The following is a 24674-nucleotide window of genomic DNA, read 5'->3' as shown; positions in this document are numbered from 1 at the left end:
AATAAAAATAGTCACTTAAACATCTTCATATTACTTTTTATTTCATTTATTTGCCCCTATAATTGAGAACGATTTCTATAATCAATATCAATCTAGTTATTTAGTTTAAATTATGAGGTATCTATGAAACTAAACAAGCCGTCTATATTGATGCTCACTACACTCACTTGTAGCCTATCATCTGCACAACCTACCGAAACATTAGAAACTATTGTTGTTTCTAGCCAAAATGATGAAATCGCTATTCAAAAAGTCGGAGAAACCCGAATCGGTACTGAGCGCATTCGTCGCCAACAAATGTCCGATAGCCGAGATTTAGTCCGTTATGAAACGGGGGTGACCGTTGTGGAAACAGGACGCTTTGGTGCGAGTGGTTATGCCGTTCGTGGTGTTGATGAAAACCGTGTTGCGATTACGGTAGATGGTCTTCATCAAGCAGAAACACTATCCTCTCAAGGTTTCAAAGAATTATTTGAAGGGTATGGTAATTTCAATAACACCCGAAATGGTGTGGAACTAGAAACCTTAAAACAAGTCAATATTCAAAAAGGGGCTAACTCAATCAAAACGGGGAGCGGTGCATTAGGAGGATCAGTCGTTTTCCAAACCAAAGATGCGCGCGACTTTCTTATCAATAAAAACTGGTTTGTTTCTTATAAGAAAGGTTATAGCTCTGCAGATAATCAACATTTAAATACCCTGACACTAGCAGGAAAACTCAAGAGCCTTGATGTGCTTGTTGTCAATACAACACGAAAAGGGCATGAAGTATGGGTATAAATCTTATAACGAACGTATTCAGGGACGAAAAAGAGAGAAGGCGGATCCTTATTTACGAACACTTGAAAGCACCTTGGTAAAGGTCGGTTTTCAACCAAATGAAAACCATCGTTTTTCCGTAATGGCAGATATTTATCGCAATACATCAAAAGGACATGATTTCTCTTATACCTTAAAGCCTAATACTCAATATCGTACCTATGATGAAGTTGAACTACGTCATACAAACGATAAAGTCGAACGTAAAAACTACGCATTCACCTATGAAAATTATTCAACCAATCCTTTCTATGACACTTTAAAACTCACGTATTCTAATCAACATATTAATACCAGGGCTAGAACAGATGATTATTGTCATGGTAATGATAAATGCCCAGATCAGGGAAACCCGCTGGGGATGAAATATAATGAAGAAAATAAGTTAGTTGGCGAGGATAACAAAATAGTCACATACAATGATAGTCCAGAAATAAAAAATCAAGGTGAAAAGGAATTAGTTGACTTAGAGGTTATACCTTACGATGAAAATAATAGAGATAGACTGCATAAATATCGCTGGAATAGAGCAAAAGAAGCATGGGATTCATCGTTAGAAACTATATATGAAAAACCTATTTCTATTAGCTGTGAAAACGAAGTTTCCCGTTGGGATAGCTTACAAAACGGAGATAATACAAAATGCCAAGCACACTTCTTAAAAAGAGGGAAAACAATTCCTCCACAACGCCATTTATTTATTAATAATACTAAATACGATTTATTAGGCAAAGATAAAGAATTAATCTCAGATAACCAAAAAATTTATCTTTCCGAACGTAACACTAAGTTAAGTTGTAAGGCAATTAATTGTAATAAAAAAACTATCGGTGCATTTAAACCCGATGGTACTCCTATAGATATATCAATTAACGTGGATCCAAATAAAGAATTTGCCACAATTAATAAAGTTAAAGAAATAGATAATAAATCAGTAACCAAACTAACAGGACCCATTTTATTTGTACCAAATGTAAAAGGTCACCTTGAAAATCTTTGGACACAACGCGATTTAATCACAAATACCAAACAACTCAATCTAGATTTAACCAAATACCTAGAGCTTGGGAAAACCCAACATAATCTCGCCTACGGTGGATTATGGTCAAAAACCACTAAATCGATGGTTAATACCACAGGTCAAAGCGCACTAAATGTAAAATGGTGGGCACTTTACCCAACAGATTGTTCACAAAAAATCGGCAGTGATGGGCGTTATAACGCACTTTGTAATCACAGTAATGTGTTTTCATTCTTAATCCCCGTTAAAGCAACAACAAACGCGATCTATTTTGAGGATGATATTCGACTCAATGATTATTTCGGTTTTGGCTTAGCATACCGCTATGACCAAATCAAATACCAACCTGAATACATTCCAGGAATAACGCCTAAAGTACCGTCTGATATGGTGACAAATTTATATGTAACAGAACCTAAATTTGATTCATCTAATTTTTCTGATGAAAAAAATGAAGCGGCTCGCGTTGCCAATGCGAATGCCAATATGAAACATATTGCTCAACCTAAAAAGTATTCAGCAAGTTCTTATACATTAACAACAACCATTGATCCATTCTCTTGGTTTAGAATTCAAGCAAAATACAGTAACGGCTTTAGAGCACCAACGGGTGAGGAAATTTATTTAACCTTTAAACATCCCGACTTCTCTATCCTCCCAAATAAAAACCTTGAAGCAGAAACCGCAAAAACAAAAGAAGTGGCATTGACGTTCCATAATCCGTGGGGGTTTATTACCACCAGTTTGTTCCATACTAAATATGACAACTTTATTGATCTTGCATTTATAGGGAACAAACAATTACACGGTCATTCAAAACTTGTCCCATTCAGTGTTTACCAAAATATCAATCGCCAGCATGCCAAAGTGACAGGGCTTGATATCAATGCTAAGTTAAAGTTAGATGTATTCACGTATAGACTAGAAGGATTTAAGCTTGGTTATAAATTTACTTACCAACGCGGACGCATTAATGGTGATATCCCAATGAATGCCATTCAACCCAAAACCTCTGTTTTCTCTGCGGGATATGACCATAAAAGTGGAAAATTTGGTTTGGATATCTACTTAACTCATGTGAGTGAGAAAAAAGCAAAAGATACATATAATATGTTTTGGGAAACCGAACGAGCAGATGAAATTGCTGCCAATAAAGAAATAACAATTACTGATAGCTCGATGAAATGGCGTAGTAATTCTTACACCTTGATAGATATGGTGATGTACGCAAAACCGATCAAAAACTTAACATTACAATTTGGTGTTTACAATTTAACTAATCGTAAGTATTTAACTTGGGATTCAGCACGCTCTATTCGCTCATTCGGTACAAGTAACATGATTGATAAAAAAACCGGCGAAGGTATTAACCGATTTAATGCTCCAGGTCGTAATTTCAAATTAAACGCAGAACTGACATTTTAATCGATAAAGATAAAAAAGAAGGTGGAATTGATTTCCACCTCTTTTTTCTTTCTGTTTTATACCTTTTCTGTCTTTTTATCTAACAGTTGATTCGTGATCGTACCCGCCACCATCGAACCATTCACGTTTAAAGCAGTTCGTCCCATATCAATCAATGGCTCAATCGAAATTAATAAACCCACTAAGGCAAGAGGTAAATTTAAGGTCGATAACACCACAATGGCGGCAAAAGTGGCACCACCGCCAACACCGGCAATCCCTAACGAAGAAATCGTGACGACTAAAATCAAGGTAGCTAAATAACCTAGACTAAAAGGGTCAATCCCCACTGTCGGTGCCACCATTACCGCTAGCATGGCAGGGTAAATCCCCGCACACCCATTTTGTCCGATGGTCGCACCAAAAGTCGCGGCAAAATTTGCAATCACATTGTTATTACCTAGTTTATTGGTTTGCGTTTCAATATTTAGCGGTAAAGTTGCCGCACTTGAACGCGAAGTAAATGCGAAACTCAAGGTTGGCATGACTTTCTTAAAATAGGTAAAAGGATTCACACGGAATACGGCTAATAACAGACCCTGTACGACAAACATTAAGAAAATCGCCGCATACGAAGCAACAATAAAGGTGCCTAGATTTACAATATCTGCCCATTTTGAGGTGGTCGCCATTTTCAACATGAGTGCAAACACACCATAAGGTGTTAAACGGATCACCATACGCACTAAACGCATGATCAATTTATTTAAGGTATCTACACCTTGCGCAATACGTTCGCCAAGTGCATGATCTTCTTTTGCTAAACTTAACGACGCTATTCCCAATAACGCAGCAAAAATCACGACACTAATAATCGAGGTTGGATTTGCCCCTGTGAGCTCTAAAAACGGATTTTTCGGAATAAAAGAAAGCAACATAGAAGGAATCGTTAGCTCACTGACTTTTTCAACCCGTCCTGCTACATGCGTTTGTGCAGCAAGCTCTCTCTCCCCTGCAATCAAGCCTTCTGCCGTTAAATCAAATGCATAAGTCATTGCAATCCCGATCGCTGCGGCAATCGCGGTGGTGATCAATAACACCGAAATGACACTTAAGCTGATTTTTCCTAAAGCACTAGCCTGATTTAAACGCGTTATCGCAGACAGAATGGACACAAAAACCAATGGCATCACGATCATTTGTAATAAACGAACATAGCCATTGCCAACCAGATTAATCCATTCTAATGTTGGTTTAATCACCATTGGGGTTGCAAACTGTTGTAATAACACCCCGCAAATGACCCCAAGTAAAAGACCAATCAAAACTGTTATACCCAGTTTTTGGGTGCGGGTATAAATCACACGCAGTAAGACTAAAAGTAAACTGAAAATAATAAGATTGCTAATAACCATAAAGTACTCTAATCAAAAAATAAAATAGACGGATATGAATTAAATGAGAATTCTTTATAAATAACAACCCTTTTTTAGTGATTATTTATACCTTTTCGCTATATAAAATAGAAAAAATGGATAAAAAAAGCCCACCGATGAACAATATTCATCAGTGGGCATACGATGAGGGATAAAAACTTAAGCGGCAACCATCACCATGGCAGGGCGGATCACTCGTCCATTTAATAAATACCCTTTTTGTAAAACAACTGTAATTTGGTTGGTTTCAAAACCTTCCATTGGTTGCATCGAAATCGCTTGATGAACTTCTGGGTTGAAAGTTTCACCAACTACACCAACCGCCTCTACCCCAAAGCGAGAAACCGTGGCGAGTAATTCTTTTAAAGTCAATTCGACGCCATCGAACAATGACTTAATACTTTCATCTTCTAAGTTTGCCGGCGTCGCTAAAGCACGCTCTAAATTATCAATGGTATTTAAAATATCTTTTGAGAATTTCTCTAATCCAAACTTATGGGCTTTCTCCACATCTTGCTCAGCACGACGGCGGATATTATCCATTTCAGCACGACTACGCAGTAAGAAATCCTGTTCTTTTTTGACCATTTCTGTCAGCTGTGCTTCTAATTCTTGTACCCGCAAAATGGCTTCTTCAAGAGGATCAACCCCATTCACAGCTTCAACTTCTGTTTCTTCGGTTTTTTGTTGTTCCTCATGTTTTTCTTCTTGAAGTTGCTCTTCTTTTTCAATGTGTTGCTCTTTGTTTGACATCTCGTTCTCCATTCATGTAAACCTGTTGGCTCATTCTAACAAAAATATAAAAGTCAGCCTATCTATAGATACTTGCTGACAAATAAAAGGATTTGTGTGTAATATAATGACTAATTTTTTGAATTCAAGTGCGGTTATCTTTTTTAGCCGATGGAATAAGACATGAAACACCCGAATACCATTGATATTAAAGCGCTACAATCTTCTTTTCAGATCATAGGGTTACTTGGTAAACCTCGCCATGATGTAACCTTACAAATGCATAAAAATCTTTTTCAATGGTTACTTGAGAAAGGCTATCAGGTGCTCGTTGAGCGCCCAATTGGTGAACAACTTGGTTTGAGTGAAAATTATTTAGCCTCTGTGGATGAGATTGGACAACGGGCTCAACTGGCCATTGTGATTGGCGGTGATGGTAATGTATTAGGTCGTGCTCGAACCCTTGCTAAATATGACATTGCGTTAATTGGTATCAATAGAGGCAACTTAGGCTTTCTCACGGATATCGACCCGAAAAATGCCTATTCACAACTGCAAGCCTGTTTAGAAGACGGGGATTGTTTTGTAGAAGAACGTTTCATTTTAGAAGCCAGTGTCGAACGAAATGGAAAAATCATTGCGCGCGGAAATGCAGTCAATGAAGCGGTAGTTCACCCAGCTAAAATTGCCCACATGATCGATTTTCATGTTTATATCAATGATAAATTCGCCTTCTCACAACGTTCAGACGGTTTAATTATTTCTACACCAACAGGCTCGACTGCCTACTCACTCTCTGCTGGGGGACCTATTTTAACGCCACAGCTCAATGCTATTGCACTGGTGCCGATGTTCCCTCACACCCTATCCTCTCGCCCACTGGTGATTGATGGCGACAGCAAAATTTCCATTCGTTTCGCGGAATATAATACCTCACAATTAGAAGTCGGTTGTGATAGTCAAGTGGCGTTAGAATTCTCGCCAGATGACATTGTACATATTCAAAAAAGTCCTGATAAACTGCGTCTGCTACATTTGAAAAATTACAATTACTATAAAGTATTGAGTTCCAAATTAGGCTGGCTACGCAATTCTGTTTAAAAATGCTTAAAATTTAGCAAAAGCACTTTACTGTATATAAAAACAGTTATAAACTGATAAATATACAGTAATGGAGATTTTGCAATGCTTATTCAACTCACTATTAATCATTTTGCGATCGTTCGTCATTTGAATATTGAATTTACGCAAGGTATGTCCGTCATTACAGGTGAAACTGGTGCAGGAAAATCCATTGCGCTTGATGCATTAGGGGTTTGTCTTGGTCAGCGTACCGATATCAGTATGCTACGCGAAGGGCAAGAACGTGCGGATATTAGCGCGACGTTTGCTCTTGAGAAAAATGCCCCTGCGCGTCAATGGTTAATACAACAGGAATTACACGACACGGAAAATCCTGAAGAATGTATTTTGCGTCGTCTTATTAACCATGACGGTCGCTCTAAAGCCTTTATTAATGGGATTCCTGTTTCAGTAGCTCAGCTGAAAGAATTTGGTCAATATCTTGTCCATATTAATGGACAACATGCCTCCCAATTGTTACTCAAACCAGAATACCAGCTACAGTTGTTAGATCGATTCTGTGGACATACTGCCCTTCTGAACCAAATGCAAACAGATTATCAAGCTTGGAAAGCCTTACAATATCAAGTACAAACTTTTAAACAACAAGTGGCAGAAAATGAAGCGAAGAAGCAGTTACTGCAATATCAAGTTGAAGAACTGGATGCGTTTAATTTGCGTGACAATGAATATGTAGAATTAGAAGAAGAACATAAACGTCTTTCCAACACGGAACAATTAACCACGCTTTCACAATCTACACTGCAACTATTAAGTGAAAATGAGACAGTCAATATTGATTCTCTGCTTTATCGAGCAACACAACACCTTGCAGATCTCTGTGAGTTAGATCAACGCTATAGCAATGTCGCACATCTATTGCAAGACGCCTTGATCCAAATTCAAGAAGCAAGTCATGAAATGCAGCAACTCGCAAGCGATATAGAACAAGATCCAGCTTTACTGCACGATATCGAGCAACGCATGGGACAAGCCCTACAGCTTGCGCGTAAGCATCATGTCAAACCTGAAAATTTAGTTGAATTACACCGCACTTTACAGCAAGAATTGACTCAATTAGTCGATTTTTCTGAAAGTGAACAGCGTTTAATTGCACAAGAACAAATCGCCTATGCGAAAGCCCAAGCGAGTGCATTGGCGTTACATCAGAGTCGCCAACAAGGCGCCAATCAATTAGCGCAACAAGTTAGCAAATCCATTAAACAATTAGCCATGGAAAATGCCGAGTTTTTTATTGAACTCAATCCTGAACATGACAAAATAACAAGCCATGGCATTAACAGCATACAATTTAACTTACGCAGTAACTTAGGGCAAAGTGCGCAACCGCTGAATAAAATCGCCTCAGGTGGAGAACTCTCCCGTATTTCACTGGCGATCCAAGTGCTTACCTCAGATAAATCCGCTATTCCAACTTTAATTTTTGATGAAGTAGATGTAGGCATTAGTGGTGCCACCGCCAGTGTCGTCGGAAAATTACTGCGTAAACTCGGACAACGTTGCCAAGTATTATGTATCACTCATTTACCACAAGTCGCCTGCCAAGGTCATCAACACTTTAGTGTAGAAAAACACATTATTGACGAAAAAACAGAAACCAAAATGACCGCACTTTCGCCGGCACAACGCGTAAAAGCATTAGCTAAATTGTTGGGTGGTAGTAAGATTACTGACAGTGCGCTGGCAAATGCACAAGAGATGTTGGATCTCGTTTCCTAACAAACTTCACCACAAAAAAATGGGCAAATCATATTGCCCATTATTTTTTATATCATTTTCAGGTTTAAAAACGATAACCTAAGCCAACAAAGAACACCGTTGGATCTAATTTCACATTGACTTTATGCTCTACATCACCAAGTTTAAATGTGGCTTTACTTTTGATTTTTGCATACCAAATAGCCGTATTTAAAAATAAGTTATCTGCGACTTGGATATCTACCCCAGCATTGAACGCAGGTCCCCAAGAATCTTTTAATTTCAGATCAGTCACGCCATTTAATACCGCTTTTTCACTAAAGAATGTGGTGTAGTTAACACCCGCCCCCACATAAGGACGAGCTTTCGCATCTTTGTCTAAGAAATAATATTGTGCATATAAACTTGGCGGTAAATGCTTCGTTTTACCAACTAAGGTATTGCCTAATGTAATCTCATGGCTGAATGGTGTCGCCGCTAATAACTCAACACCAAGATTATCTGTTGCCATATAAGTGGCGGTTAATCCTAATTGTGCGTTGGAATTGACATCAAACTTAAACACATCATGATTCGTCGACGCGTTTGGCACTACTAAAATTGGACCACCTCGCACAATCACACTACCTGCTTGATGTGCCACTGCCGAACCTGCAACTAATGCTGCCATCACACCTAATGCTAATACTGTCTTTTTCATTGCAAAACCTCATCTGTCTATAAATTGTCAAAAATCCGCTAAAAATTACGTCTTTTTAGCTTATTTAACATACCATGTCACAAACTGCGATTTACTGATCTTTATCAAGTTTTTAAATTTTTGTTAAAAAATAGTATTTATTGTTTCTTTTTTCATCCAAGCTAAACAAAAAGAATCCGTAATAAAAAAACGCACATTTGGTATGAATTTTGGCGTAAAAAACGGTATAATGCGCCAATCTGTTGTCCTAAAATGAGTGTTTATAAATGTCCATTAATTTTACAAAAATTTTTCAAGATAGCTGGAATTTTGTGCGCAATCAGCGCCAAACGACTGTCACATTTGTATTTGCTTTTTTTCTCAGTAATTTTCTAATTAGTTTATTGATAAGTAGCTTTTCATCAACTGAGGTGATGTCACTAGGCAATAGTAGTGACGATTTAGCCCAAGTTTTAGGCATCTCCACGCCTGCCCCCAATGGCATATCCTTATATTTTTTTCACCAAATCATTGATTTTATCATTGCGGCATGGTGCTTGATTTCTATCCATCACATTAGTCAAAGTAACCCTTCTCTCAATGCCAGTTTTAGCTTAGCATTGCAGCGTTTCTTCGGCGCCCTTATCATTAATATCCTATTAATCACCCCAATTATTATTGGTTTATCTGAAATCTTTTTCTCATTAACTGTGAAGAAATCACAACCCTCGATGTTTTCCTTACTGTCTGTGGGATTCGGTTTTTATCTGTGCATCCGTTTTTGTTTAACATCGACACATTACCTAATCACGCGTGAGGGTCTAATCCAATCATTCCAAACAACATGGAAGGCGGGGATCAAACGGGTTATCCCATTATTTTCATATTCCATGATTGTGTATTTCTTATTACCCGTAGTGATCCGCCAATTCGCAGCAATCGCAACCAATTTAATCGTAGAAATCGCCGTTACCTTGTTAATTGCATTTTTAACCGTCTTCTCATTGGTTTTCACTTACCGTTTCTATACTATTTTTATGCAAAAGGCGTAAACCAACATGAAACAATTATTAGAATTTATTCCACTTATTTTGTTCTTTGCGGTGTACAAGCTCGTGGGCATCCGCGAAGCCGCAATTACCTTGATCATCGCGACCCTCATTCAATTACTGATTCTAAAAATCAAATATGGCAAAGTTGAAAAACAACAACTGTTTATGGGGATCGCTGTGGTATTTTTTGGTACATTAACGGCGTATTTTAATCAACTTGAATACTTAAAATGGAAAGTGACCATTGTCTATGCCATTTTTGCCTTGGTTTTACTTGTTAGCCAATATGGCTTTAATAAAAATCTGATAAAACTAATGTTAGGCAAAGAAGATGCGCTTGAGTTACCGGAACAGGTATGGAATCGACTCAATCTCGGTTGGGCACTTTTCTTCTTACTCTGCATGTTAATTAATCTTTATATTAGCCAATATTTATCGGACGATTTGTGGGTGGATTTTAAGACGTTCGGTATTCTCGGTATGACTCTCATTGCCACAATAATCACCGGCATCTATATTTACCGCTATCTTCCGCAAACCAAAAGCAACAATAAGGAATGATCATGACAACTCACGTTGATACTTCAAAAAGCTGTGATACTCGAGGCACATTATTACTACGTACTCTCGCAATGCCTTCTGATACGAATGCCAATGGTGATATTTTTGGTGGTTGGATTATGTCACAAATGGATATGGGCGGCGCGATTTTAGCGAAAGAAATCGCACATGGTCGCGTCGTCACTATTGCAGTCGACAGCATGACCTTTATCCGTCCTATTGCGGTAGGCGATGTGGTTTGCTGTTACGGTAAATGTTTAAGTGTGGGACGTTCATCTATTAAAATTAAAGTAGAAGTGTGGGTGAAAAAAGTCGCCAGTGAACCGATTGGGGAACGCTATTGTGTGACTGAGGCGGTCTTTACGTTTGTTGCTGTCGATAAAGAAGGACGACCTCGCGCGGTACCACGAGAAAATAACCCAGAATTAACTCAAGCACTCTCTTAAGCCACAAAGAAGGAAAGAAATGATGATGTACTATGTTATTTTTGCACAGGATAACCCTAACACCTTAGCACAACGTTTAGCCGTGCGTGAGAAACACCTCGCCCGCTTAACTCAGCTCCAAGCAGAAGATCGTCTATTGGTCGCGGGTCCTAATCCCGCCATTGACAGTGAAAATCCGGGTGAAGCTGGGTTTACTGGTTCAACCGTGATTGCTCAATTTGCTAGCTTAGCGGATGCGCAACAATGGGCGAGTGAAGATCCCTATGTGGAAGCAGGCGTATATGCGGATGTCATCATCAAGCCCTTTAAACGCGTTTTTTAATCCCTTTATATGTCATTTATCTTAGGGCGAAAAAGCTTTCGCCCTTTTTCTTGTTCAAAATAAATTAAAAACACACCGCACTTTTCCTGTCAAATCAGGTCTAAATTTGTATCATTTTTATCCTTAATCTGTTCGAGAAATGAATGAAACTAACAAAAATTGCGCTCACTTATTTACTGACCTTGATGTCGATGTCACTTGCTGCCGCGTCTGTTAGCGTACCAGAAGATAAGACTCAACCTACTGAGGCATCGCTTACCACGACCAATTTAGTGCAAGCACGCCAGATTTATCAAAAAATACATCAATTACTGCAACGTTCACAATCCGAAAACACGCAACGGATTGTGCAAGCCCTATTAGCAAAAATTGAGGATTATCCTCTTTATCCTTACGCTCAATACGCTTACTTAAAAGCACTCAAAGACCAATTATCCTTAGCACAGATTGAGGCATTCCAAACCGATTTTCCGTCTTTTCCCTTAACAACGGAATTGCAAAAACAATGGTTACAACAGGCTCAAGACAAGGCTGAATGGCAAGCGATTATTCACTCCCCTTTCCGCCCTAAAGATATGGCTTCACGTTGCATACAGTTACAAGCGGAATATGAAACGCAGCCTAATTCTCCAGCGTTTTCCCTCAAACAATGGCAACAACAAGTCGCCCAAATATGGCGCAATGGTGCTTCTTTACCCAAAGCCTGTGATACGCTTTTCGCACGTTGGAAAGAAAAAGGTTATCCTGAGGAAACTGAATTAAAAGAACGTGCCGTCCTCGCCTTTGAGCAAGGCAATCAAGCGCTACTTGCTTCCTTATTACAACAAGCTGACCAAGCAGACACGAAACGCTGGCTAAATGAGCTCCACCAGCTCAGTAAAAATCCGTTACGCTTACAGCACCCTCAATCTGCTTTTTTTATTGATACCCTTTCTGCGGATGATCCGTTTGCACAGCGAATCCTGTTAAATCATTTTTCTGCGTTGATAAAACGGCTGAAAGAAACGGACATCAAAAACCAGCATGATCCTTTTGAACCCTATGCACAATGGGCAAATAAGCTAAGGTTATCTGAAGCACAACAACGTCAATGGAAAAAGCACTTAATTAGCCATCTCTTTGATAGTGAAAACCTCAACTTGCAAAAATGGCGAGATGCACAGTTATTTGAGCTGAAAGAAGATACGCTCACAGAACGCCGTTTACGTACCGCGCTGCGTGAAAAAACCGAGCTCACACCTTGGCTAGATTTGTTGTCCAATAGCGCCAAACAGAAAGAAGAATGGCGTTATTGGCAAGCAAAAGTCTTCGCACAAAATAAAAAAACCACTGAACAAGCCCAACAAATCTTTCAACAATTAGCAAAACAACGCGGGTTTTACCCTTTGTTAGCCAGTGCGGAATTGAATATCGACTACGCTCCCGCAATGGACGTTTTTAGCTCGACTTCTGCCACAGATATACAAGAGAAATTCTCCGTTGAATTAAGTAGGATCGCGGAACTACGCGAACACAACGCCACTCAATATATGAATCTTGAGTGGAAAGCCTTATTGGAGAAAGCGAACTTTGAACAAAAACTCGCCTTGTCACACTTTGCCACGGAACAAGCTTGGTTTGATTTAGGCGTAGAAGCGACAATTCAGGCCAAAGCATGGGGCTATCTTGCCCTGCGCTTACCCAATGCCTATTTAGATTGGTTCGATTTACATCTCAATAATAAAAATGTTTCGCGCACTTTTGCGATGGCTATCGCGCGCCAAGAAAGTGCTTGGAAACCCTATGTTTCCTCTCATGCCAATGCACAAGGGCTGATGCAACTCTTACCGAGTACCGCAAAACAAACAGCCCAAGAAGCAGGTTTGCCTTATACGCATCAAAAGCAACTGTTTGATCCCTTTGATAACATTATGCTAGGCACCGCTCATTTGCAGCAACTGTATGATAAATATGGTAATAACCGTATTTTAATTGCCGCGGCTTATAATGCGGGGGCAAGCCGAGTGGATCGTTGGTTAGCGAAAGCGGACGGTAAATTAAGTATGGCAGAGTTCATTGCCTCGATACCTTTTTATGAAACAAGAGGTTATGTACAAAATGTGTTGACTTATGATGTGTATTATCAGTGGCTACAACAGCAACCACAGCAAAAATTTAGCCAAGATGAATATAATCGATTATACTAGTGCGATAGTCAAAGGGAGGAAATACTATGTACTTAAGTCGCAATCTTGAACAATGGCATGCTTTCGTCGAAATGTTACGCACCGCATTCGCCCAAGGCAAAGAGCAGGAAATCTTAACTCTCTTGCTCACCCCTGACGAACGAGACTCCGTCGGACTACGCTTACAAATTGTCGCTCAATTATTAGATAAAAGCGTACCCCAACGCGAAATTCAGCAAAATCTCAATACCAGCGCAGCCACCATTACTCGTGGCTCAAATATGATTAAAACCATGCCACCTGAATTTATGGCGTGGGTAAAAGAACAATTAGATGAGCAAGCTAAAAAAGACTAAGCATCCTTTTCCTTGTTTCAGTATTTGGCAACAATTTAAACGCAAACTTTACCGCACTTTTGCACTATTTCTCGTGCTGTTTTTTTCAAGTGTGGTACTGTTTCGTTTCGTACCCGTTCCGTTTTCTGCCTATATGCTACAGCAAAAAATAGGCTATCTGTTTGAAGGGAATTTGAGTAGCACGATCCATTATCAATGGGTCCCTCTTGAGCAAATAAGTCAATCCATGCAGTTAGCCGTCATTGCTAGCGAAGATCAACGCTTTACGACCCATTATGGCTTTGATTGGGACGCCATTCAATCTGCTTTACAACACAATCAACGCGGAAAAAGAATCCGCGGAGGCTCAACCATCAGCCAGCAAACAGCTAAAAATCTATACTTGTGGCATGGGCAAAGTTGGTTGCGCAAAGCCATTGAAATGCCTACCACGCTCGTGCTTGAAACCCTTTGGTCTAAAAAACGCATTCTGGAAGTCTATCTTAATATTGCTGAATTTGGACCGAATATTTTTGGTGTAGAAGCTGCCAGTCAGCATTATTTTCACAAACCGGCTAAACAGTTAAGCAATGCTGAAGCCGCATTACTCGCAGCAGTACTTCCAAACCCGATTATCTTCAAAGTGGACAAACCCTGTGCTTATGTGAAAAAAAGACAACAGCATATTCAGCGTCAAATGGGGTTGTTAGGAAAGCAGCATTTAAGTCAGTTAGATTAGCGCTATGCTGAAAGTGCGGTCGATTTTAGAGTTTTCTTAAAGAGAAAGGCTCAACTTTGTTGAGCCTTTTGTTTATTCTTCACGCGCGTGATTTAAACTGTATTTTGGAATTTCAACCACTAAATCTTCTTTCCCCACCAAACATTGGCAGCTCAAACGACTATCCACTTCGAGCCCCCACGCTTTATCAAGCATGTCATCTTCCATATCCGTGCTTTCATTTAAACTATCAAAGCCCTCGCGAATAATCACATGACAGGTGGTACACGCACAAGATTTATCACAGGCGTGCTCGATGTCGATGCCGGCATCTAGTGCTGCATCTAATAAGTTTTCTCCCTCTGCTACCTCTAAAGCTAAACCTTCAGGGCAAAGTTCTTCGTGGGGTAAAAATACAACTTTTGGCATTTTAATCCTATCTCTTAAGGTTATTTTGCGTTTTTCATTACATCATCAATCGCTTTGCCAGCAAGGGCTTGACGAATTGACTTATCCATTCGACGCGATGCAAACTCTTGTGTTGCAAGATCAAGCTGTTTAATACCTTGCTTAATTTCTTGCGTATCACCTTCTTTTTGCAGGCGTTGCAAAGAAATAATGGCGTTTTTCACCGCACTTAATTCTTCGTCATTTAATAAATCTTGATCAGCACTTAATGCTGAACCTACACTTTCTAATACACGTTGCGCTTCTACACGTTGTTCTGCCAATAAACGCGCTTGGATATCTTCTTTGGCATTCAGCATGGAGGCTTTTAGCATATTGGTAATTTCATCATCACTTAACCCATAAGAAGGTTTAACCTGAATGGATGACTGCACCCCCGTGGATTTTTCCATCGCAGTGACACTTAACAAACCATCCGCATCCACTTGATAGGTGACACGAACATGTGCCGCCCCTGCTGCCATCGCTGGAATACCTCTTAAGCTAAAACGCGCTAAGGAACGACAATCTGCGACCATTTCACGTTCACCTTGTACCACGTGAACAGACATCGCGGTTTGTCCATCTTTAAAGGTGGTAAACTCCTGTGCACGCGCGACTGGAATAGTGGTATTACGTGGAATAATTTTTTCTACTAATCCCCCCATTGTTTCAATGCCAAGTGAGAGTGGAATCACATCTAACAACAACATGTCCGCATCGGGTTTATTCCCCACTAAAATATCCGCTTGAATCCCCGCACCTAATGCCACAACTTTATCTGGATCAATCGAGGTTAACGGCTCTTTTTGGAAAAATACCGCCACTTGTTCACGCACAAACGGCACACGAGTTGAACCACCGACCATCACCACTTCGCATACTTCATCAGCACTTACGTCGGCATCTTTTAAGGCACGACGACAAGCCAATAATGAGCGTTTTACTAACCCTTGAATCAGCTGATTGAATTGCTCACGACTGATATTGCCTTGCCAGCCTTGATAAGAGATCGATGTTTCAAGCTTATCCGTTAAGGCAATTTTGATTTGCGTGGCAAGCTCTGTAAGTTGACGTTGTTGCTGTGCATTCTGTGGTGCAATACCAGATTGCGCTACGATCCAGTCCATTAATTGGTGATCAAAATCATCACCACCCAACGCGGTATCTCCACCAGTTGCAAGTACTTCAAACACCCCTTTAGATAAACGTAAGATCGAAATATCAAAGGTTCCGCCACCTAAATCATAAACAGCAATCACCCCTTCTTGTCCACTGTCTAAGCCATAAGCAATCGCTGCAGCGGTGGGTTCATTTAATAAGCGTAACACATTAATGCCCGCTAATTTTGCAGCATCTTTGGTACTTTGGCGCTGTGCATCATCAAAATACGCAGGCACAGTAATGACCGCGCCAGATAACTCTCCTGCTAGGCGTTTTTCCGCCAGTGCGGTCAATTTTTTCAAAATTTCTGCCGAAATTTCAACTGGGCTTAATGTGCCCTTACTGGTGCGGATTAAAGGTAATCCATTTTCACTTGCCTCAAATTGATACGGCAAACTTGGATAACGTTGTTGCACATCGGCAAGACTGCGCCCAATTAAACGCTTAACTGAAACAATCGTATTTTGTGGACTCTGACTGGCTAATTCAGCAGCCTCATAACCGACAATGACGTTATCTTGTTCAAAATGCACCACGGAAGGGAGTAAAGGGCGTTCTTTTTCGTCTAATAAAATATCCACTTGACCACTACGCACAGTCGCGATTAACGAGTTAGTGGTGCCCAAATCAATCCCTACCGCTAATTTATGTTGATGAGGACTTGCACTTTGACCGGGTTCTGCAATTTGAAGTAATGCCATTGTTTATCTCTATTCTCTTATTATTTCCTATTGACTTTATATTATAGCAGTTTTATTTTGTCGTTGTTTTAATCTACTTAAAAGTCTAATAGCTTTTCTTCGACACGTTCTACTTCAAGCAATAATTTTTTAATAAAACGTAATTTGTCGTTAATGACTTTTGCTTGTTGCCACTGTTGGCTTGACAATGCATCGGCTAATTCGCTTAACAAAGCCTGTTGCGTTTGTTCAATATCTGCACTGAACGCCACCAGTTGATCACTGTCTTGCTGCGCTTCAATATTTTCTAGCTGTTCCCGCCATTGCATTTGTTGCATCAAAAATGCCATATCACGGGTGCTATTTTCTTCAATATTTTGTTGTTCACCGGTATAAATCGCAATGATAGTCTCCGCACGCAAAATCGGATCTTTTAAAATTTGTAGCGCATCATTGACTTCTGCTGACCGTTGCATCGCTAAACGCTGCTCTTGTGCAGAATGCGTAGTGAAATTGTCAGGATGCAAGGATTTCTGTAAGGCAAGATAACGTGCCGATAATGTCGCTTGATCAACATGAAAATCAACTGGTAAATCAAAAATATTAAATGGGTTCATCTTTCACTCAAATATCAGATAAAAAACAGCTAAACGTGGAAACTTTCTCCGCAACCACATTGATCTTTCACATTCGGATTATTGAACTTAAAGCCTTCATTTAATCCTTCTTTGGCGAAATCTAATTCAGTGCCGTCTAAATAGACCAAACTTTTGGCATCCACAATGATTTTGACACCATGTTGTTCAAACACCTGATCCTCAGGATTTAACTCATCTACAAATTCAAGGACATAGGCTAAGCCAGAACAACCTGAAGTTTTGATCCCTAAACGTAATCCAATGCCTTTACCACGATTCGCGAGGAAGGTTCGTACCCGATCTGCTGCCGTTTCAGTTAAGGAAATACCCATGAAATTCTCTACTCCATTGCGTCTTATAATGTGAAAGGGGCAAAATTGCCCCAACTGAATTTTAGATGATTATTTTGCTTCTTTTTTTGCTTTGTAGTCTGCAATCGCAGCTTTGATTGCATCTTCAGCTAAAATTGAACAGTGAACTTTCACAGGTGGTAATTCTAATTCTTCTGCGATTTGGCTGTTTTTAATCGCCTGTGCTTCATCAAGTGATTTGCCTTTCACCCATTCTGTAATTAAAGAACTTGAGGCGATCGCTGAACCACAACCGTAAGTTTTGAATTTTGCATCTTCAATAATGCCTTCTTCACTGACTTTAATTTGAAGTTGCATCACATCACCACAAGCAGGTGCACCTACCATGCCAGTCCCCACGTTTGCATCTTTCTTATCTAAAGATCCAACGTTACGTGGATTTTCATAATGATCAATTACTTTATTACTGTATGCCATATTGTATTCCTTCCAGTTTAATAAAAGTCCGATTCTTCATGTTGCTAAAACTCACTGAAAAACAACCGCACTTTCTCTTTAAATCATATGTTATTGAACGCGAATATCGCGTCCGACGACTAAACCGCTTAATATTAAACCTAAAAACATTGCCTCTATTACCTTTCTAGACGGCGTAAATCACATCAATAAACCGAACAATCGGCAAAGACTGTAGCAATGTTTCTCCGATTAGTGGTGCGTCCACTCGATCGTATTCAGATCGATCCCTTCTTTAAACATATCCCAAAGTGGTGAAAGCTCACGCAATTTGGCGACTGCATTTTTCACTAATTCGATAGTGTAATCAATTTCTTCTTCCGTAGTATAACGACCTAACGTGAAACGAATTGAGCTGTGTGCTAATTCATCGTTTAAGCCTAACGCACGTAAGACGTAAGATGGCTCAAGACTCGCAGAAGTACAAGCAGAACCTGAAGAAACGGCGATATCACGTAAAGCCATCATTAATGATTCACCTTCAACATAGTTAAAGCTGATATTTAAGTTGCTGTCTAAACGGTGTTCCATCGAACCGTTTACGTAAGTTTCTTCAATATCTTTTAAGCCATTGTATAAGCGATCGCGTAATGCTTTTAAACGTGGCATTTCGCTTGCCATTTCTTCTTTACAGATACGATATGCTTCACCCATACCAACGATTTGGTGTACCGGTAAGGTACCTGAACGCATACCACGCTCATGACCACCACCGTGAATGATCGCTTCTAAACGCACACGTGGTTTACGGCTAACATAAAGTGCACCGATCCCTTTTGGTCCGTAAAGTTTGTGACTAGACATTGACATCAAATCCACTTTTAATTCAGCTAAATTAATCGGCAATTTACCAACACTTTGTGTGGCATCAACGTGGAATAAGATTTTACGCGCACGGCATAATTCACCGATAGCCGCAATGTCTTGAATCACACCAATTTCATTATTAACGTGCATAATAGAAACTAAAATAGTGTCATCACGCATCGCATTTTTTAATTCCTCTAAATCAATTAAACCATCTGATTTTGGGTTTAAATAGGTCACTTCGAAGCCTTCACGCTCAAGCTGACGACAAGTATCTAATACGGCTTTATGCTCAGTTTTACAGGTAATAATATGTTTACCTTTGCTTTGATAAAAGTGCGCAGCCCCTTTAATGGCTAAATTGTCTGATTCGGTTGCACCAGACGTAAACACGATCTCACGTGAATCTGCCCCGATCAAATCCGCAATATGGTTACGTGCAACATCAACAGCTTCTTCTGCCTGCCAGCCAAATTTATGTGAACGGGAGGCTGGGTTACCAAAGTTGCCCTCTACCGTTAAATATTCCATCATTTTTTTGGCAACACGCTCATCAACGGGACAAGTCGCTGCGTAATCAAGATAAATAGGTAATTTCATTTCTTTCCTTACTCCTAACAATTCATTTTTACCGCACAGCTGTCGGCTTAATTATCTAAAATAATCAGATTATCAAAGTCACCTCGGAACTCAATGGTTGCACGTTTTTGACGATTTTTCTCAACCAGTTCCTCAAGGGTAATTTCATTTAAAAACGCTTCAATACGAAGGCTCAACTCTTTCCACAGCGAATGGGTTAAACATTCAGTGCCTTCTTGACAATCACCGCGTCCTAAACAACGTGTGACATCAATATTTTCATTTACGGCATTGATGACCATACCGACAGAAATTCGATTTGCGGGAAGACCTAACTGATATCCACCACCCGGTCCTCGGACACTTTTTACTAGCCCATGACGACGCAACTTAGCAAACAATTGTTCTAAGTAGGAAAGCGAGATATGTTGTCGCTCAGAAATATCAGATAAACTAACTGGGCCTCTGTTTGAATTTAATGCAATATCAAGAATAGCTGTTACCGCATAGCGTCCTTTAGAAGTTAATTTCATCTTTATCTTCCTTTAATTTAATCCAACAATTGGCGAATATTTACATATCATACTAAATTAGTCAACTATTCCTCCGCGCTATTTCAAACGCTTTTCCACAGCGGTCAACATCCCACGTAAAATATTGAGCTCGTTTTTTTCTAACTGAACACGCTGATATAAACGCCTTAATTTCGGCATAACACCTTGATTTTGAATAAATCCTAATGCCGTATAAAGTCGCTCTGTATGCTGAAAAAAGTGTTCTATTTCAGTGTGTGTTGGATAGGTATTATCTATCGTTGAAAGTGATTCTGTCATTGCTTGTTGTGACAAAAATGCCAAACGTAGTTCATAACAAATCAATTGTACTGCCATCGCCAGATTCAAAGATGAATAGTCAGGATTAGCGGGTATCGTTAAATGATAACGGCACTTAAGCAATTCTTCATTGGTCAACCCAATACGTTCGCGCCCGAATACAATCGCTACTGGCGCTTGTTTTGCATACACTATTGCGTGAGTACCACACTCACGCGGCTCAATTAAGCTATTTTGTAAGTGGCGTAATCTTGCACTGGTGCCAATCACTAACGCACAATCTGCCACTGCCTCATCAAAACTTGCTACAATTTTCGCCTGTTTCAACACATCTTCAGCCCCTGCTGATAACGCAATGGCATGTTCATCAAGAGGTTGTTTAGGTGCCACAAGATATAACTGATTTAAGCCCATGGTTTTCATCGCCCTAGCAGCAGAGCCAATATTGCCACTGTGCGAAGTTTCAACTAATACAATTCGGATATTTTCCAACATAACCTGATATCTTTGTATAAAATAGGCGCTATTCTAGCATAATAACCCTGAATTTTAGTCAACAACTTATCATTTTTCTGAGAAATCTCGTCAGTCTACTCACTCCCCCTCATCACGATAAGAGCAAAAGAGGTGAAAATTTCTCTCGCCATTTTTAATGAAATTCCCTATAATACCCGCCACTTTTCTGTTCTTTAAAATCTGGTGGAAACAATGAATCCAATGTTAAATATCGCGATTCGTGCGGCACGAAAAGCGGGCAATGTAATTGCTAAAGGTTATGAGCGCCGTGATGCTCTTCAAACAACGCTAAAAAGCACAAACGATTATGTAACAAATATTGATAAAGCTTCTGAAGAAGCCATTATTGAGGTGATTAGAAAATCGTACCCGGATCACACAATTATTACGGAAGAAAGTGGTGCGTTAGAAGGTAAAGATAGCGATATTCAATGGGTGATTGATCCACTAGATGGCACCACAAACTTTGTTAAAGGTTTACCGCATTTTTCTGTTTCTATTGCTATTCGTGTCAAAGGTCGCACCGAAGTGGGTGTGGTTTACGATCCTATCCGTAACGAACTATTCACCGCAGTACGTGGTGAAGGCGCTAAAATTAATGACATGCGTTTACGCGTTGAAAATAAACGCGACTTAGCTGGTACCGTGTTAACAACAGGTTTTCCTTTTAAACAAACGCGCTTAATGCCAATGCAATTTGCGATGATGAATAACTTAATTCAAGATTGTGCTGATTTCCGTCGCATGGGCTCTGCGGCATTAGACTTATGCTATGTTGCAGCGGGACGCGTTGATGGTTATTTTGAAGTCGGTGTTAAAGCTTGGGATATTGCTGCAGGCGACTTGATCGTACGTGAAGCTGGCGGGTTAGTTTGTGATTTTAATGGTGGGCATAGCTATTTAACATCAGGTCATCTTGTTGCTGCCGCACCTCGTATTGTGAAAGAAATCTTAAATAAAATTCAACCTTGTCTGTCTGACGAATTTAAAAAATAGGTTTAATACATTTAAGTGATCAAAAAATCCCTCAATAATGCGTTATTGAGGGATTTTTTTAGTTTATAAATCGCGTAGCAATGTACGACGTTGCGGTCTGTCCTCTAATTTTTTCTCTAAAAGCAATAGCTCTGGCGCAGAATAAATGATTTCTGCAGGCTGAGGAATGCCATTATAAGTCAACAACGTTAAAGAAACGGTTCCTTTCGCAAACTGATAAGTATCTAACAATGCACTCTCATTTTTTCTACGTTTTCTTATTTTTCCTTGCAGAATATCTTCTTCGATCAAATCTCGTTGCTCAACTTCTATGGTTTTACCATATTTTTCTTCTAAAACATGTAATAACAATTCTGCTGGATATTTCGGGTATTCTGGCATTTTTAATTCAATCGACTTGAGTTGCCCACCAATAAAACGCAGTCTTGCCACCGCATAGCCATCATCAAAACGGAATTTGTCACAGACCCAATAACCTCTTACAACCCGTCGCCAATCATCATCCGCGGGTAAATGCCATTGGTCCTCACATAGTTTCGTTTCTTTGGCCTGTTCAATAGTCATACCAAAACGCAGATCCTTATAACCATTGACCGTCGTATTTGGGACAACGAATGGCATTAAAAAGGCAGATAATACTGCAAATATTTTCATAGGGAATCCTTAAATACAATGCTCCAGTTAAAAATAGAATAACATTTATTTCTTATGAGTTTAAATAATTAATATTCTATTTTACACCAATTTATTTTTATTCAATTTAATAACACACAACACAATTAAAATCGTTTTATTTATACCGATTTATTTAAATAACGTTCTAGCGCTTCAACATCCAATAACCAATATTGTGCTAACTGTTGTACCCAATCGTGAATGTTCTCTGTCCACTCACCTTGCTCTGGATCCTGCGCTTGTGCCGCAATTTGCTGTATTCGTTTTAAGCCAACCGAAGCCGCTGCACCTTTTATTTTATGCGCACAAGACAAGACATCGGCTTTTTGACTTTCATCTTGTTGATAAACAGAATATGCAGTCATTAATGCTTGCATATATTCCGGCATCGTTTCTTTAAATAAAGCTAAATTCTTTAATACAAAATCTGTGCCTAGCATCTCAACTAATTCGCTCAACATTTTCACATCAAAATGAGTGGCGTCTTGCGTAATCTGATGTGTTGTTGGTGTTTCTAAGCACAGAGAAACATCATGACCAAAATACTCAACTAAACAAGCAGTTAATTCCTCGATCGATAAAGGTTTACGTAATACATCGTCCATACCTTGCGCTTGATATTCTTTTTTGTCGTGCATTACATTGGCAGTTAATGCAATTAAAGGTGGTAAAAAATCATACTGCCCATTCTCATAACCTTCCCGTAAGTATTTCGCCACTGCAAAACCTGACATATCGGGCAATTGAATATCAAGTAATAGCAAATCATAATACTGCTGTTCAAATTTCTCAATGGCTTGCTGTCCTGTCATCGCAACATCAACAACATAGCCTAGTTTTTCAAGTACGGATTTTGCTACCACCACATTTACCTCAATATCTTCAACTAAGAGAATATTTAAGGTACTTGGCATTTGATTTTGTACGCGAACTGGCTTTTCAACTTCTTTAACTGGCAACATCAGTGTAAAACAAGATCCTTTCCCCATTTCGCTCGTTGCATATAAATCACCTCCCATTAATTGGGCAATGGTTTGAGAAATTGCTAATCCAATGCCACTACCAAGTGGTTTGTGCCCACTCGATTGTACTTGATAATACATTTCAAACACACGAGGTAATTCATTCGCCGGAATGCCAATCCCAGTATCACTGACACTAAAGGAAATTTGATATTCCGACACACGTTTCACATTCAGCGTGATACGCCCTTCTTGAGTAAATTTCACCGCATTTCCAATCAAATTCCATAAAATTTGACTTAAGCGAGCATAATCAACCATAAACCAAGTTGGTAAGTTTTTGTCTGTCACAAGTTGAAAAGCGAGTTTTTTTTGCTGTGCTAATAAACGAGCAACATTACTAATATCATTGAGAAAACTATTTAACTCTACGGCTTTCGCATTCAGCTCAATACGGCGGGCATCAATTTTTTCTAAATCAATGATGTCACTAAAAATATGTCCTAATGAAATAGCACTCACATGAATCGTTTTCAAATAATTTTGTTGCGTTTCCGTTAGTTTTTCATCGAGTAAAATACGGCTTAAGCCAATAATGCCATTTAATGGGGTGCGTAATTCATGACTGATCGTTGCCATTAAGCGCGTTTTATCCCGACTGGTTTTCTCAATATTATCTAACGCAATAGAGAGTTTTTTCTCAGCTAAAACCCGTTCCGACACTTCTTTGCGTAAATTCTCAACCATTTTAGCAAGCCCTAAACGCGAACGTTCTAATTTTTCCACCAGCACCGTGAAAAAATAAATGACAAAGGGAGCAGAAATCAGACCAAATACAACAGATCGGATCATATCAACCCAATACACTTCACCAATAATAAACAAACTTAATAAGGCTTGTGTACAGAGTGCTAAAATCGCCAACACGATCACGCCTAAAATCGAAAAGCGTAAGCGTCCCAAACGAATCACCCAATCAACATATTTTTGAGTAAAGTATTTAATATTTTTCATCTGAT

23 protein-coding genes and 1 pseudogene are annotated in these 24674 nt (G+C 39.4%); 11 read left to right on the top strand and 13 right to left on the bottom strand.

Annotated features, from left to right (window positions below; translation table 11 throughout):
- Positions 1 to 123 precede the first annotated feature (123 nt).
- Positions 124 to 3265 (top strand): annotated as a pseudogene (locus CKV69_RS01495) (TonB-dependent hemoglobin/transferrin/lactoferrin family receptor).
- A gap of 56 nt (positions 3266 to 3321) precedes the next feature.
- On the opposite strand, the gene CKV69_RS01490 reads toward CKV69_RS01495, so the two are convergent.
- Both CKV69_RS01490 and grpE read right to left on the bottom strand, forming a co-directional pair.
- A complete protein-coding gene (locus CKV69_RS01490; protein WP_005756167.1) occupies positions 3322 to 4659 on the bottom strand; it encodes an L-cystine transporter in 1338 nt (445 codons plus the stop codon).
- Positions 4660 to 4839: 180 nt separating this feature from the next.
- On the bottom strand, positions 4840 to 5433 hold the full coding sequence (gene grpE, locus CKV69_RS01485; protein ID WP_005721422.1) for a nucleotide exchange factor GrpE: 594 nt from the start codon (positions 5431 to 5433) through the stop codon (positions 4840 to 4842).
- 162 nt (positions 5434 to 5595) lie between these two features.
- Between grpE and CKV69_RS01480 the strand changes: the two genes are divergently transcribed.
- Both CKV69_RS01480 and recN read left to right on the top strand, forming a co-directional pair.
- Complete coding sequence (locus CKV69_RS01480; protein WP_005725925.1) at positions 5596 to 6513, top strand: NAD(+) kinase; 918 nt, start codon at positions 5596 to 5598, stop codon at positions 6511 to 6513.
- Positions 6514 to 6597: 84 nt separating this feature from the next.
- Entirely contained in the window at positions 6598 to 8274 is a 1677-nt protein-coding gene (gene recN / locus CKV69_RS01475) for a DNA repair protein RecN (protein WP_005753685.1), read from the top strand.
- 64 nt (positions 8275 to 8338) lie between these two features.
- Here the strand turns inward: recN and CKV69_RS01470 are convergent, their stop codons facing one another.
- Positions 8339 to 8953 carry an OmpW family outer membrane protein gene (locus CKV69_RS01470; RefSeq protein ID WP_005756163.1) on the bottom strand — a complete coding sequence of 205 codons (615 nt, stop codon included), beginning with the start codon at positions 8951 to 8953 and terminating at the stop codon, positions 8339 to 8341.
- Between the two features lie 266 nt (positions 8954 to 9219).
- On the opposite strand from CKV69_RS01470, the gene CKV69_RS01465 reads away from it, so the two are divergent.
- The 7 genes from CKV69_RS01465 (at position 9220) to mtgA (ending at position 14552) form a co-directional block, all read left to right on the top strand.
- On the top strand, positions 9220 to 9984 hold the full coding sequence (locus CKV69_RS01465) for a hypothetical protein (RefSeq protein WP_014325854.1): 765 nt from the start codon (positions 9220 to 9222) through the stop codon (positions 9982 to 9984).
- Positions 9985 to 9990: 6 nt separating this feature from the next.
- Positions 9991 to 10545, top strand: a complete 555-nt coding sequence (locus CKV69_RS01460; RefSeq protein ID WP_005728920.1) for a septation protein A — start codon at positions 9991 to 9993, stop codon at positions 10543 to 10545.
- Positions 10546 to 10547: 2 nt separating this feature from the next.
- Positions 10548 to 10991: an acyl-CoA thioester hydrolase YciA gene (gene yciA / locus CKV69_RS01455; protein WP_005721408.1), complete on the top strand. Its 444-nt coding sequence runs from the start codon at positions 10548 to 10550 to the stop codon at positions 10989 to 10991.
- Positions 10992 to 11016: 25 nt separating this feature from the next.
- A complete protein-coding gene (locus CKV69_RS01450) occupies positions 11017 to 11313 on the top strand; it encodes a YciI family protein (protein ID WP_005721405.1) in 297 nt (98 codons plus the stop codon).
- Positions 11314 to 11456: 143 nt separating this feature from the next.
- Positions 11457 to 13499: a transglycosylase SLT domain-containing protein gene (locus CKV69_RS01445; protein ID WP_014325853.1), complete on the top strand. Its 2043-nt coding sequence runs from the start codon at positions 11457 to 11459 to the stop codon at positions 13497 to 13499.
- 26 nt (positions 13500 to 13525) lie between these two features.
- The gene (trpR, locus tag CKV69_RS01440) at positions 13526 to 13834 is read left to right on the top strand and encodes a trp operon repressor (protein WP_005751246.1); all 309 of its coding nucleotides are present in this window, start codon (positions 13526 to 13528) and stop codon (positions 13832 to 13834) included.
- Entirely contained in the window at positions 13812 to 14552 is a 741-nt protein-coding gene (gene mtgA, locus CKV69_RS01435; RefSeq protein ID WP_014325852.1) for a monofunctional biosynthetic peptidoglycan transglycosylase, read from the top strand. The genes trpR and mtgA overlap by 23 nt, the downstream gene beginning before the upstream one ends.
- A 72-nt stretch (positions 14553 to 14624) precedes the next feature.
- On the opposite strand, the gene fdx is transcribed toward mtgA, so the two are convergent.
- From fdx to trmJ, 8 genes are all read right to left on the bottom strand, one after another.
- Positions 14625 to 14960 (bottom strand): ISC system 2Fe-2S type ferredoxin, encoded by a 336-nt coding sequence (gene fdx / locus CKV69_RS01430; protein WP_005721393.1) that lies wholly within the window; start codon positions 14958 to 14960, stop codon positions 14625 to 14627.
- A gap of 20 nt (positions 14961 to 14980) precedes the next feature.
- Entirely contained in the window at positions 14981 to 16843 is a 1863-nt protein-coding gene (gene hscA / locus CKV69_RS01425; protein WP_014325851.1) for a Fe-S protein assembly chaperone HscA, read from the bottom strand.
- Positions 16844 to 16920: 77 nt separating this feature from the next.
- Entirely contained in the window at positions 16921 to 17439 is a 519-nt protein-coding gene (gene hscB / locus CKV69_RS01420; RefSeq protein ID WP_005725914.1) for a Fe-S protein assembly co-chaperone HscB, read from the bottom strand.
- A 29-nt stretch (positions 17440 to 17468) separates the two neighbouring features.
- Complete coding sequence (iscA, locus tag CKV69_RS01415; RefSeq protein WP_005721379.1) at positions 17469 to 17792, bottom strand: iron-sulfur cluster assembly protein IscA; 324 nt, start codon at positions 17790 to 17792, stop codon at positions 17469 to 17471.
- Between the two features lie 69 nt (positions 17793 to 17861).
- A complete protein-coding gene (gene iscU, locus CKV69_RS01410; RefSeq protein ID WP_005721377.1) occupies positions 17862 to 18248 on the bottom strand; it encodes a Fe-S cluster assembly scaffold IscU in 387 nt (128 codons plus the stop codon).
- A gap of 231 nt (positions 18249 to 18479) precedes the next feature.
- On the bottom strand, positions 18480 to 19694 hold the full coding sequence (locus CKV69_RS01405) for an IscS subfamily cysteine desulfurase (RefSeq protein WP_005721328.1): 1215 nt from the start codon (positions 19692 to 19694) through the stop codon (positions 18480 to 18482).
- Between the two features lie 47 nt (positions 19695 to 19741).
- Positions 19742 to 20206 (bottom strand): Fe-S cluster assembly transcriptional regulator IscR, encoded by a 465-nt coding sequence (gene iscR / locus CKV69_RS01400; RefSeq protein ID WP_005721326.1) that lies wholly within the window; start codon positions 20204 to 20206, stop codon positions 19742 to 19744.
- Positions 20207 to 20284: 78 nt separating this feature from the next.
- Complete coding sequence (trmJ, locus tag CKV69_RS01395; RefSeq protein ID WP_014325850.1) at positions 20285 to 21001, bottom strand: tRNA (cytosine(32)/uridine(32)-2'-O)-methyltransferase TrmJ; 717 nt, start codon at positions 20999 to 21001, stop codon at positions 20285 to 20287.
- A gap of 213 nt (positions 21002 to 21214) precedes the next feature.
- Here trmJ and suhB point away from each other — a divergent pair, with 213 nt between their 5' ends.
- Positions 21215 to 22018 (top strand): inositol-1-monophosphatase, encoded by an 804-nt coding sequence (suhB, locus tag CKV69_RS01390; protein WP_014325849.1) that lies wholly within the window; start codon positions 21215 to 21217, stop codon positions 22016 to 22018.
- A 63-nt stretch (positions 22019 to 22081) separates the two neighbouring features.
- On the opposite strand, the gene CKV69_RS01385 is transcribed toward suhB, so the two are convergent.
- Both CKV69_RS01385 and CKV69_RS01380 read right to left on the bottom strand, forming a co-directional pair.
- Positions 22082 to 22672 (bottom strand): hypothetical protein, encoded by a 591-nt coding sequence (locus CKV69_RS01385; protein WP_005725867.1) that lies wholly within the window; start codon positions 22670 to 22672, stop codon positions 22082 to 22084.
- Between the two features lie 140 nt (positions 22673 to 22812).
- Complete coding sequence (locus CKV69_RS01380; protein ID WP_005753664.1) at positions 22813 to 24669, bottom strand: ATP-binding protein; 1857 nt, start codon at positions 24667 to 24669, stop codon at positions 22813 to 22815.
- Positions 24670 to 24674: the final 5 nt, after the last annotated feature.

Origin of the sequence: Pasteurella multocida (assembly GCF_900187275.1) — a bacterium.
GTDB classification, from domain to species: domain Bacteria; phylum Pseudomonadota; class Gammaproteobacteria; order Enterobacterales; family Pasteurellaceae; genus Pasteurella; species Pasteurella multocida.
This window is presented reverse-complemented; position numbering and strand designations above follow the sequence as displayed.